Source organism: Luteibacter yeojuensis (assembly GCF_000964085.1).
GTDB lineage: Bacteria > Pseudomonadota > Gammaproteobacteria > Xanthomonadales > Rhodanobacteraceae > Luteibacter > Luteibacter yeojuensis_A.
The window spans coordinates 19,685-31,193 of record NZ_JZRB01000018.1 but is presented as its reverse complement, the minus strand read 5'-3'; the positions used below and the strand labels follow the sequence as shown (position 1 = coordinate 31,193).

The 11,509-nt window shown below is 60.9% G+C and carries 9 protein-coding genes; 6 read left to right on the top strand and 3 right to left on the bottom strand.

Annotation, left to right across the window (positions count from 1 at the left end; all coding sequences use genetic code 11):
- Positions 1-64: 64 nt before the first annotated feature.
- Positions 65-1,054 (bottom strand): FecR family protein, encoded by a 990-nt coding sequence (locus VI08_RS09165; RefSeq protein WP_045829277.1) that lies wholly within the window; start codon positions 1,052-1,054, stop codon positions 65-67.
- A 62-nt stretch (positions 1,055-1,116) separates the two neighbouring features.
- The gene (locus VI08_RS09160) at positions 1,117-1,602 is read right to left on the bottom strand and encodes an RNA polymerase sigma factor (protein ID WP_045829276.1); all 486 of its coding nucleotides are present in this window, start codon (positions 1,600-1,602) and stop codon (positions 1,117-1,119) included.
- A 398-nt stretch (positions 1,603-2,000) separates the two neighbouring features.
- Between VI08_RS09160 and VI08_RS09155 the strand changes: the two genes are divergently transcribed.
- From VI08_RS09155 to VI08_RS09125, 6 genes are all read left to right on the top strand, one after another.
- Entirely contained in the window at positions 2,001-2,321 is a 321-nt protein-coding gene (locus tag VI08_RS09155; protein ID WP_084621389.1) for a hypothetical protein, read from the top strand.
- A complete protein-coding gene (locus VI08_RS09150; RefSeq protein WP_198148894.1) occupies positions 2,311-3,216 on the top strand; it encodes a cbb3-type cytochrome c oxidase subunit I in 906 nt (301 codons plus the stop codon). The genes VI08_RS09155 and VI08_RS09150 overlap by 11 nt, the downstream gene beginning before the upstream one ends.
- Positions 3,217-3,352: 136 nt before the next feature.
- The gene (locus VI08_RS22015; RefSeq protein ID WP_198148893.1) at positions 3,353-3,622 is read left to right on the top strand and encodes a hypothetical protein; all 270 of its coding nucleotides are present in this window, start codon (positions 3,353-3,355) and stop codon (positions 3,620-3,622) included.
- Positions 3,623-5,598: 1,976 nt separating this feature from the next.
- Complete coding sequence (locus VI08_RS09135; protein ID WP_157006521.1) at positions 5,599-6,327, top strand: hypothetical protein; 729 nt, start codon at positions 5,599-5,601, stop codon at positions 6,325-6,327.
- A complete protein-coding gene (locus tag VI08_RS09130; RefSeq protein ID WP_045829272.1) occupies positions 6,324-8,171 on the top strand; it encodes a hypothetical protein in 1,848 nt (615 codons plus the stop codon). Before VI08_RS09135 ends, VI08_RS09130 begins: the two co-directional genes overlap by 4 nt.
- Positions 8,172-8,205: 34 nt before the next feature.
- Positions 8,206-9,192: a hypothetical protein gene (locus VI08_RS09125; RefSeq protein ID WP_198148892.1), complete on the top strand. Its 987-nt coding sequence runs from the start codon at positions 8,206-8,208 to the stop codon at positions 9,190-9,192.
- 1,882 nt (positions 9,193-11,074) lie between these two features.
- On the opposite strand, the gene VI08_RS09120 is transcribed toward VI08_RS09125, so the two are convergent.
- Positions 11,075-11,461, bottom strand: a complete 387-nt coding sequence (locus VI08_RS09120; protein ID WP_045829270.1) for a GFA family protein — start codon at positions 11,459-11,461, stop codon at positions 11,075-11,077.
- Between the last annotated feature and the right edge of the window lie 48 nt (positions 11,462-11,509).

The following is an 11,509-nucleotide window of genomic DNA, read 5'->3' as shown; positions in this document are numbered from 1 at the left end:
CGGTATCCCTGGAGATGGTGCGATGGACGTAGACGCACCAGCCCGGGAAAACCTGACATCCAGCTTAGCGTTGGCTGGCGCGGCCCGTGAACGTCACCTCGGTGCCGCGCCGCTGCAGGTCGACCGGGAGGATGTGGGCCACGGCGCGGGCAAAGGCCTCGGGCTGGCGCGCCGAGAAGCTGCCCGTGATGTGCAGCGCGCGTGCCGAGGGCGCCACGACCAGATGGGTGTCGCCATAGCGCTCGAGTTCGGCCACGGCATCCGCCAGCGGGGTATCGTCAAATACCACGCGGCCTTCGCGCCAGGTTTCGCCCACCGCCGTCGCCACCCGCGCCGGGGTGCCGCCAGGCGCCACGTGCGCGGCCTGCCCGGCCAGCAGGTCGACATGGCCGCGTCCCTCCGGGTCGGTGACCTGGACATGCCCGCGGCTGACCGACACCCCCGTGCCGCGCGAGACGAGCCCCACCGGCGTCTGGCGGACGCTGAAGCGGGTGCCCAGGACGCGCACGCGAGCGGTGGCGGTATCCACCGTGAAGGGCCGCGCCTCGTCGTGCGTTACATCGAATAGCGCCTGGCCCGCGGCCAGGGACACGGCGCGGGCGGATGCGGATAGCCGCACGCTGATCCGCGTGCCGGTATCCAGCCACACTGTGGTGCCATCGCCGAGCGCCACTTCGCGCTGCTCGCCACGCCCCGTCTGGTAGACGACGGATGCCACCGTGGGCGGTGGCGCGCGTTCCCACCATGCCACGCCCCCGGCGACGGTGGCGACGAACACCGCGGCGGCCGCGGCATACGCCGCGCGGCGAAGGCGTGCCCGGCGTTGCCGGCGCCGGTGCAAGGGGGCCACGTCATCGAGGAAGCGCCACGTCTTGCGCAGGCGCTCCAACGCCACGCCATGCGCGGGATCCTCGGCCAGCCACGCGGCCAGCGCGCGGCTGTCGGCGTCCGACAACCCCCCGTGCGAACGCACAAGCCAGCTCGCCGCGGCCTCGTCGGCGGTAGCGGGGCGCTCGCGAGGGTGGTCGCGATCGGTGGGAGGGGTTCCGTGCATCAAAAGTTCCGTGGCGTGCAGGGCAGACGCGCCAGCCTTCGATAACCTGACATGGTGGCGTATCAGGGACGATTGTAGCGGTCGTCGCAGGCCCGGCAGGCCAGTAGCGCACGGATGATGTGCTTCTCCACGGCGTTGCGGGAGATACCCATGCGCGCGGCGACTTCCGCATGGGGCAGCTGCTCGAACTTGTGCAGCACGAAGGCTTCGCGGCAGCGCGGCGGTAGCGCGTCGATCACGGCAAGCATGGCGGCCACCTGCTGCTGCGCGGCGGCGGCGTTCTCGGGCTGAGCCGCCGCGGGGGCGCTGAGATCGTGCACCGCGTCGATGTCGGTGTGCTGGCGGACGCTGGCGCGGCGGTGCCGGTCGACGATGAGGTTGCGTGCGATGCGATACAACAGGCTGCGGAAATCGCGCGGTTCGCGCCCCGCCGCCTGCGCGCCAAGGGCGCGTGCGTAAGCCTCCTGGGCGAGATCGCCCGCGGCGTCGCCATCATGGAGTTGCCCGCGCAGGAAGCCCCACAGTTCGTTGTAATAGCGCTCTACCAAGCCCCGGCCAGATGCGAATGATTATTGATATGATACCGAGGGTGCCGGTAGTCCGCCATCGCTGGGCAGCCGCTCCCTAGGAACCAGCCGTTGACCTTGCAAACACGCCGGCTTGGGGGGGAGGGCATGCTGCACGGCGGTGCGGACGCCCGCCTCATCAACGGCACTTCCGGCAAGATCCCCTGCCATCCTCGCCCGCCCCATGAGAAAAGTGACCTCGCCACGCCGCGCCATGCGAGCGCTCAATTGTGTCGCGAAACTTCACTAGCGCGCTTATTCATGTCACAAAGTCGCGATAACGGCAGATATTTCACGACGATAATAACTGGCTACCTCAACTATTTCGGGAACTTAGAGTGAAGGAACGCGTTGCGACACTCTTTAGTGGTTGCTGACAGGTGCGCGTGATCGGTCAGCAATATTCGTTCACGCCCCAATGCCTGGTGGTCCCGGCCAACACGCTCATTACGTTCCGTAGGGCGAGCGCACACGTGATCCACGGGATGCTAATCACGGGCACCAACATGAACTTGATGATCGAGCCCGGGTTCATCTCGACGTTCAAGACGACGTTTGACCGCCCCGGCGACCATCTGATGCCGTGTCACGAGTTCTGCGGCACGGGCCACGAAGGCATGTGGGCCAACGTGAAAGTCGTCGACAAGAACGCGTTTATGCGGCTGACCGACCATGCCAGAAGGGCGAGCTGTGGTCTATAACAAGCGCCTGGTCCTGGCCCACTTCTGGCTCGCGTTCGGCGCGTTCGGCGTGGCGATCCTATTGGGCAAGTGGCAAATGTTCATCCGCAGTCCGCTCGCGGCCTGGCTTCACAACGCGGACCTTTACTACCGCTCCGTCACGGCGCACGGCACGGTGATGGGTTACGTCTTCCCGACGCTGGTGGCCGTGGGGTTCGGTTATGCGTTCACCGAACTGTCGTTGCGCCAGGCTCTGATCGGGCGGCGCTGGGCGTGGGCCGGTTGTGGGCTGATCATCCTGGGCTCCATCCTCGCGCTCGTGCCCGTAGCGCTGGGCCTGGACACCGTGCTCTACACGTTCTACCCGCCCATGGTCGGCCATGCCTCGTATTACCTGGGCGTCGTGCTCGTGGTGGTGGGCTCGTGGATCTGGGTGGCACTGATGGGGGTGAACCTCCACGCCTGCAAACGCGCGCACCCGGGTCAACCCGTCCCGCTAACGATGTTTGCTACGGTTGCCGGCGCGTATCTGTGGGGCTGGACCGCTGTGGGCGCCGCCTCTGAACTGCTGTTCCAGATCCTTCCTGTGGCGCTGGGCTGGAGCACGACGATCAACGCAGGCCTGTCACGGGTGCTGTCCTCGTGGACGCTCCACGCCATCGTCTACTTCTGGCTGATGCCCGCCTACATCGCCTTCTACACGATCGTGCCGCGCGCCATCGGGGGGCGGCTCAACAGCGACACGATGGGCCGCGTCACCTTCGTGCTCTTCCTTGTGTTCTCGATGCCCATTGGCATCCATCACCTGTTGCCGATCCGCAAGTCGGTGCCGGGTTCAAGTTCCTCCATTCGGTCTTCACTGCGATGGTCGCCGTGCCCAAGTTGCTCACGGTGTTCACCATCTGCGCATCGGTAGAAGTCGCATCGCGCCTGCGTGGCGACAAGGGTGCGTTTGGTTGGGTCAAAGCGCTGCCCTGGGACAACCCGCAGATGCTGGCCCTGGCGCTGCCCTTCGTGATACTGGGCTTCGGCGGGAGCCGTGGGAGCTGCAGATGGATCGCGCCGTCGAGTCAAAAGTGGCCGACAAGCTCTACGACCGCTTGTCCGAGTGTTTCGCGTCAAGCCTAGCTGAGTGCCTTGATCCGGACCTCAAGCTGCCTACAGAGGCTCAGATTCGATATGCGACCGACATCTCCCGCGACCTTGGTGTTTCTATTCCCGCGGAGGTTTTCCGGTTTAGGGGAGCGATGTCAGAGTTCATCGAACGGTTCGCCGAGAGGCACAAGAACCGACGGCATAACCGAACTGACGACAACGACTAGCCAATGACCAGCGACTATCGACGAGGAGTGCTCAGCTGACGCCGTACGACTGGCGGCCTACTGCTCCTCTCGAAGTCGAGCCTGCCGCCGTTACGGCTGTGGTGAACAGGTTGAGCGCGACGGCATCAATAACTGGCCAGTCAATTCCCGCTTCAGAAACCGCACCTCACCTCGGAGCAGTTTTCCTACGCGCGCGAAGTGTCCTTCGGCCTTCATCCAGCCACGGGACGCCCCCAAGACTCAGCTGGCGCGGGCTCCGCGTTTCCGGCGGCGGCTTCGCCGGCCGCACGTAGCTCCAAAGGGGCGCAACGTCGGGCAATAGAGGCACCGGTCGTCCCGAAGCGAAGTCCCATGGCACACCAAGCCCCTCCTTTTGCGCGATGAGGACAGGCCTTTCGCCGGCTATAACGTCACACGAGTCAATGAGGTATCGAAATGCCTCCCAGTCAATGCCTCTCGGCACGCCCAGCCACTTCGGGCCCCTCATCATGTCCCCGAGACACTGAAGCAGGAGATCAACATCCGGCCGCACCCAGCCCAACGAAATAATTCCAGGAAGCATTTCGATCAGGTTTGTCGCGTGCCGCTGCACTTCGCCGAACGAGCCCACCGACGCCGCTTGGCGCAACAACACGAGGACGGCGAGAAACGATAAAAAGTCTCCCCTTGACGCCAAGCTCGCCGAATCATCCCACGTAACCGTGCTGCCCCTACTCGCCTTACCTGCGGTGCCAGCTGGAGCAGGAAATACCCAGCCAAGGCCTCCCGAGGCAGCCGGCTCGGTCAGGGAAGCTACGGACTGAGTTGCATGCCGCGATCGAAACGCACCCGGTCGAAGCAGTGTCGCGATGCTGTACACGATCGCCGTACCAGGAAATTCACTCTCAACGCGACGAATGTGTCCACCGCCCACGGATCCTTCGCCCCTTGCCCACCGGCCCACGAGGCGTGGATCGAGCCCGACGCCTAGGTGCACCGTGGAAAATCGATCAAATCGTGAAATTAGGGCTTTGACAGACGACTCCGGCGTCACGTGCAACATGACGTGTCGATACCAAAGCCTCGTAGCAAGGATCCGGGCAGCTGTTCTCACGAAGCGTCGCCTATCACAATGACGAACGCTAGTCTAGATCAGTAATTCGCCCACCACCATAACAGCTCAAATACTGCACTATCGGTTCGGGGGCTCTCTGGCTAGCGTCGCCCTGCCGAGGACTGAACTGGACATTCAGCGACATGCGAACACGAGACGAGCGCGAGGCCGACCTCAGGACGCGGTACGGAGACGTATTGACCATGTCGGACTTGGCCACGGTCCTGCGGTACCCATCCCTGGGGGCCATTAAGAAGGCGCATTCCCGGCGCCAGCTCCCGCTCGTGCTAGTGCAGATGCCGCCTCGCCGTGGGTGGTTCGCGACAGTCGACGCGGTGGCCGAACTTCTTTCCAGTCTCGACGCAACGAGTCAGGAAGAGGCCGGATCCTGAGCACCATTCGCTCAAGAGCACCGCAGCTGAGACATCCCGTCGCGGGAGCCCAGCGACCAAACACCACAACCTCTTACGGAGGGACGCGACCGATCACGAAACTCGCGAATAACTCAGAACGGTAGAAACGAAAAACCCCCGGGTACGAACCGGGGGTGGGGTGAAACCTTAGAGCAGTTGCAGCCCGAAGGATACCTCCGTTTTTTGCCGCCGTCCACCTGCATACCTACCGGTTCGCGGGAACGGGCAATCTTCGCCCTAAGGAACCTTCAATGACGCCCCCCCCCTACCTCCTGGCCGGAAATCCCGGTCGGCTGGCCGGTTGCTGCCCTGTGTCGGCGGCTGCCGATACGCGCCCCGGCGAGTTGCAAGCAAGTCCGTACCGCCCGGCTCCTCACGCCCGGCGTCCGCGGTACGGCAAAAACCGGGTCACCCCGACTTCTCCGACCTGGCAGACCCCGCAACGTTCGCTTATGCAGCGGAGGTGCCACGTGCCCCTGAGCTATCAAGACCGCACGCAAACACCAGCTCTAACCGCGCACCTGCATGATCGCCGTCCTCGGCCCGTCGCGCCTAGGCGGTTCGGACGGCGAGAATTCGAAAAGCTCGACGTCTACGGGTTCTTCTCCGTCAAGGAGCAGCGGTCGGTCGAAGTGGCCGGACTAGCCGCGTTCGGTACTGCGCTCAAACTCGAGTGCCACCCGGAAACCCTGGCCTATGTCGAACGACCGCGCCACCTTCAGGTGGCGGAGAGAACGGTCGAACTTGATTTCTGGACGCTAACGCGCACGGGGAGAGAGGAGTTCATTCTCGTAGTGCCGGACGCAGCCTGTCGCACCATCCCGGGCGGCGCGAGAACTGCTCTCGACGCCGAACTTATTGCAAACGCCGCATGGAACGCGGGAATCAATGTTCGCCTTGTCACCGAGTTCGATATCCGCGTCGATGGACAGCGAACGATCGTGCGCAATCGCCTTCTCGTCTTTAGTCAACTCGCCCAGTCTCTCGACAACAACCTCGCAATCCGATCACGCCTATCTGCCTACTTCGCGCAGATTGAGCGCGCCAGGATTGACCAAGTCGAGGAGGCTCTGAGGCCGATTCCAGCGCCCGACCTCCATGCGGTTATCTGCGAGCTTGCTTGCCTTGGCGTCCTTGGGTTCGACCTGGCACACGGGCTAACGCGACACACTCTCATAGAGTGGAGGGCAGCAAGATGAAGGTCCGCTTCACACAGCAGGAGCATGACACGATCTTGGCACTCCCGCGCCCTGACACCCATCACATCGAGAAGACTGATCCTGCGAAGGCCAAGTCAATAAATACGCGCGTCGCCGCCCTAATTGATCTCGTCCATGGATCGTCAGTAAACGCGATCTCAAAGCGCTACGGGCTTCATCCGAGGACGCTCTACCGAATGATGGAAGTGGCAATCCAGCCTGGGCCACGGGGCGAAATCCTCGGCTTTGCTGTGTGCACGCCGGGCGCTCGATTTGGATCGTCTGAGCCGCGGACGGGCGCAGCACCCACGGTAGCGACATCGCATGCAATGACCCGGCTCGTTAGCGCAGTGCCGGAGCTCGGGGTGGCTATTGCCAAATTCACGGGTCGGCTACCGTCGAAAACGCAAAGCAGCCCGGCGTTCGACCGACTGAACAAAGAGATGCGACGAATCCTCAAAGCACTCGGGATCGACACATCGTACCCCTTCAACACTCGTGACAACGGCAGGCGCGCCCTAGCAAACTACATTAAGCGCAAGCGGACTGAGGCCGCCGACGCTTCAATGAACCTGGATGCGCCTCCATCTCTCACGCGCTTGGATGACCTCGGCCTTGTGGACCCGTTCATTGAGACGCAGTTCGACGCGCACTGGATCGACGCGAAGGATCAGTGGACAGCGATCCCGCTATCAGACGGTACCTATACGGTAGCCCCTATCACCGGTATTTGGCTTCTCGCGAAGCTCGACCTGGGTTCGCGCGCATGCGTCGCCTGGCACCTCGTGATTGGCCCGGCCTACGATCAGTTCGACTTCATCCAAACCCTTTCTAACGCCTTGACCGTTTGGTCTCCTCGCACACTTAGCGGAACGCATCTTTCGTATCTCCCGAACGCCTGGATGCCGTCATCAGATGGCCTGCCGCTCATTCCCTTGATTCTCTCGCTGGACAACTTCTCAGGGAACATAGCCAAGCACGCACGGCGAGTCCTGCTTCAAAATCATCACTGGGTTTACCACTTTGGCGTCGCGGGTATACCTCAGACACGCGGGACCATTGAGGCCTTCTTCAAGAAAATGGAGCGAGAGGTCTTAAGGTTCTTGGCCGGCGGCTTTGAGCCCGAGACCAACGTTAGAGCCGAGCAACGCATATCACGTCGAAATCCAAAGGACTATCCGATTTTCCAGGACCTTCTCGAAGACTTTATGGACGTGGCGATTACGACCTACAACGTACGCGCGCATGCGAAAAAGAATGATCGAAGCCCTCGCGAAGTTACTGAGCGCCACCTCGCATCAGGAGCACTCGTGGTGCAGTCAACACAGAGCGCTTCTGACGCACGCGCGATGAAGAAATTTCATGTCGAGGTAACGATCCGCGGAAACAAATCGACGGGTGTTCTACCCCACGCCAACTTCGGTTATGCCACATACCGAAGCGACAAGATGAACACTCGCTGGGACCTTATCGGAAAGAAATTCTCCGGCTACATAGAAGATACCGACGCGAGGTATCTACAGCTCCTCGACGATTCCGGCGAAACGTACGCTCTCTTAAAAGCGCTTCCTCCGTACGCTCGCTCTCCACACAGTCTTCGCATGCGTCGACGCGCCGAGCTTTGGAGGCGAACGAAGCAATCTCAGGACGAAAGTATCGAGGACGCAATCGAGGCGTATCACGCGGATGTACGAGAGCGAGCAAGGACGATGAAATGGGCCGCGGATGCTGTCGCATCGGGTAAGGCGCCAACCACTACTACCTCAGCGAAAGCCACTACGTCACCGGCAATCGATCCGCTCGTCGGTCTGCCTCCACGCGGCGGCCCGGTACGTCTTCGCTAACCATCTCGGCCGTCTCTACACTGGATATTCGAACATGACATTCGATAATCGCCATCCTATGCATCGAGCACAACGCCCCATCATTCTCACTCGTCCGGCCGAACGCCTGGCCACCCACAGCCGTAGCAGTCTTGAGATCGGATCTTCAGCAGTTTGGATTGAGGGTTTCGCTCGCTTCGGAAAGACGTGTGGCGCAAGGCAGCTATCCGCCTCGGAGACATGGCGTCCATATAGCATGTACATCGTCGAGTACAGCTACACGAAGCCAACAAAGTCTTCGGAGGGATACTTCGTGGTTGGCCTCCTCGAACATCACGGCCAAAAAGCCTTCAAGACAGACTTCAGTAACCAAACGATCTTTCGTTTTACTCGCATGCTTCGCGAACAGATACAACGCACGGGAGCAGAAGTTGTTTCACTCATCTTCAACGAGGCCAACCGATTTACCACTGAAGAATACGACACTCTTCTAAGCATCGATAACGAGCTAGAGAAGTTCGTGCGCACGTTTCACTTCCTCGTCAATCAGTGTGACACGCAGCGATTCGGCCCTGAAGGCATGGACAAGACACCACCCGCTCAAATTGCAGGTCGATATTTCACATCGACTCATCATTACACGGGACTTCTATGGGAAGTTCCGGAAGCCGATCTTGCGACTCATACCCTTTCCGATGTTGCCCTGGCATTCAAAGAGTACGATGAAATCATGATGTGGCCACCTGACTCGGGAGTCACGTACACACAGTATTTTGCACCAAAGGCATATGGCCTCGGATGGCGGTTAGGTTCGCAGATCGATCTAATCAGAGAGGTGATCAATGAGATGCGCGCCGAACAAAGCATAGGACCGGTGGCACAATGGCCTATGCAGTCCTTCGAGCACTTCGTATACGTCGTACTCGTGCGCATCGCCGGCGACAACCCCGACTTTATCGAGCTCACGCGACCAGACATCCGGAACGCACTCAATCACGCGTGCTATCTCCCTTTGGAGCCTGAATTTCGTGGGAGGCACTAATGGACCCCAATCCGCCGGCCACCTCACGGCGCCTCTGTGATGAGAGGGGAAGCGAAGGCCTCCCTCGAATCGCGCCGATGGACGAATCGCTCTGGGTTGGAGGAACCCTGACTTCGATGCCAGGGGCATCAGCGTTCGGCATCTTCAGTCGCCTAGTGCGGCTCAATGCGTTACTTCCCCGGGATCTATTTCGAGCCTTCGGACTCCGCCTTGGCAGGGACGATGACATTTCCCAAACGCTGACTTTCTCGGGAGCGCGGATGGCATCGTTTGCTAGATCACTCGGGCTGGAACAAGCTCCTACGACATGGAGTCTCGACGCATGGCTGCCCTTCCGATCGGACAAACAGCTCTTCCATGACCCGTGGAAGTTTCGCTATTGCCCGGTCTGCTTGCGCATTGGCTACCACACACTCCTCCACCAACTTCCGTGGATCAAGGAGTGCTCGTGGCACAAAGTCCAACTCATAACTCAGTGCGCGAAGTGCGGCGCCAACATCAACGTTAAGCCGACATGGACGCTCGATGGAAACCTGAGGTGCGGCGGGTGCGAGAATGAGCTCCTCGATACCGATGCCACTCTTTCGGCAACGCAACGCTGCCCCCACCGCTCGGGCGAATGCGTCGAGTCATACCTTGGGTGGGCGGAGCGAGCTCGCGTGAAGACCGTTCTCCTCTCTCCTGATGCGGGAACGGCATCATTCGCAGCGCTCGCGGACCTGGTTTCTTACCCAAGATCAGATGAAGAGGAGGGCCACACTTCTGAGGAAGTCGAAGCACAACGCCGCAGCGACTCCTCGCAAGCGCTTGATCTTGCAAGGAATCTAAAACTCTTAGAGGTGGTCAGGAAGAGCCGACCTGGGTTCCTTCATATCCCAGAGAACATGCGTCGCGCGCTGTCAAACGTTGCGTCGAATTTGGCGCTTAAGCTGCCACCCCACGTCTTAACCGCACGCGAAATGCAACTGTTCCTTGCGGGCCTCGGCCTAGCGCTCCCCGCTAGTTTTAAGGGCGCCCGGTGGCCGGATACCAGTTCGATTACCCTGCTTCCGCCGACCGGAGTAGCAGGCGACCAGTATCTGGATCTGACCTGCGTGCACCCCGCATCGTACGGGGCTATAGCCCAGTTAATCGATGCTGTGGTCGATAACAGCTTGGCCGCTGGTGACCTGGGGCAACTGTCAGCGCACGAGGCACGCATCCTTCTGAATGCCTGCCGTGCGGTTCTTTGCAGCGGTTATGCCCAGGGACTGAGATGCGCCCTCTCCCGCTATGTTCCAGAACTCTACAGCATGGCTCGCGACAGGCCGCACCTAACAGAGCCTTGGCTTCTCGTCGTATTCAGTCGCCAAGAACTAGTCAGGGTCCTAATACGTCAGCGACCTATGATGTTGCGCCTCTTTGGCGAGGCAGATGCTCTTGAGCACGCAGACGCCGCGAACCGTAGGCGTCCCACCGTACCGGGCAAGAAGGTTCCGGCGGCGTCCGTTAGAACTAAGCGTTCCGGATAACAGAACATAGAAAAGTGGGCACGCAGGTGTGCGCAACTCTCGCGATTACCCCCTATTAACTGCGTACCTCGGAAAACTGTGCACATGGGCGTGGTGGGAACTGCGCACAAATCGGCCGGTCATTGTCAACGTACATTCTTGTATATCATGGACTTACGCTAATCCATCGTTTACTGCGCACAACACGTCCACTCGGGCGGTGTGCGTCCGCCCTTATGTACAAACATCGAGGGCGCTCATTACCGCTCGAACTCGTCGCCACGCGCGGGCTTTTCTCTGACGGGGTCTCGCATACGCTGTGGCAACGACGTAGCGCTCGGCGTTCTCGCCTGCAGCGAGAACAAGCACACGCGAGGCAGGCCGGACCGGCGTCAGCGTTTCGGGCGATCGCGCGGGTACTGCGCAAGCTGCAGCGCCGGCAGCCACGGTTCCCGACGAAGGGTCCACACCTCATACTCAGGTTTAAACAGACCTGGTGCCGAGAAAAGCCCGGCGTAGAGCTCGATTTCGCCAGTCTGATCATCGATCCAGCAGACCATCGAGCCGCAGGTCGCGCACGCTTCGCGCACTCCGCTCGCGCTGGGCACCGGTCGACGCGCGCCCCGGATCGTCACCGCGGCTAAAGGAAAGATCACGAACACGATGAACGGCGCGCCTGACCTCGCCCGGCAATCCATGCAGTGGCAGATGCCGCAGCGGACTGGCTCGGAGGCCGTGGTAAAGCTCACCTGGCCGCAACGACATGCCCCGGTAGCCATGGATCCTCCTGCTCAAACCTTCAATGGGAGGATTGTAGAGTGGCGCCG

Coding starts and splice junctions, on each gene's coding strand:
- VI08_RS09165 (WP_045829277.1), bottom strand. CDS start 1,054: ATGCACGGAACCCCTCCCACCGATCGCGACCACCCTCGCGAGCGCCCC.
- VI08_RS22015 (WP_198148893.1), top strand. CDS start 3,353: ATGGATCGCGCCGTCGAGTCAAAAGTGGCCGACAAGCTCTACGACCGC.
- VI08_RS09130 (WP_045829272.1), top strand. CDS start 6,324: ATGAAGGTCCGCTTCACACAGCAGGAGCATGACACGATCTTGGCACTC.
- VI08_RS09125 (WP_198148892.1), top strand. CDS start 8,206: ATGACATTCGATAATCGCCATCCTATGCATCGAGCACAACGCCCCATC.
- VI08_RS09120 (WP_045829270.1), bottom strand. CDS start 11,461: ATGGCTACCGGGGCATGTCGTTGCGGCCAGGTGAGCTTTACCACGGCC.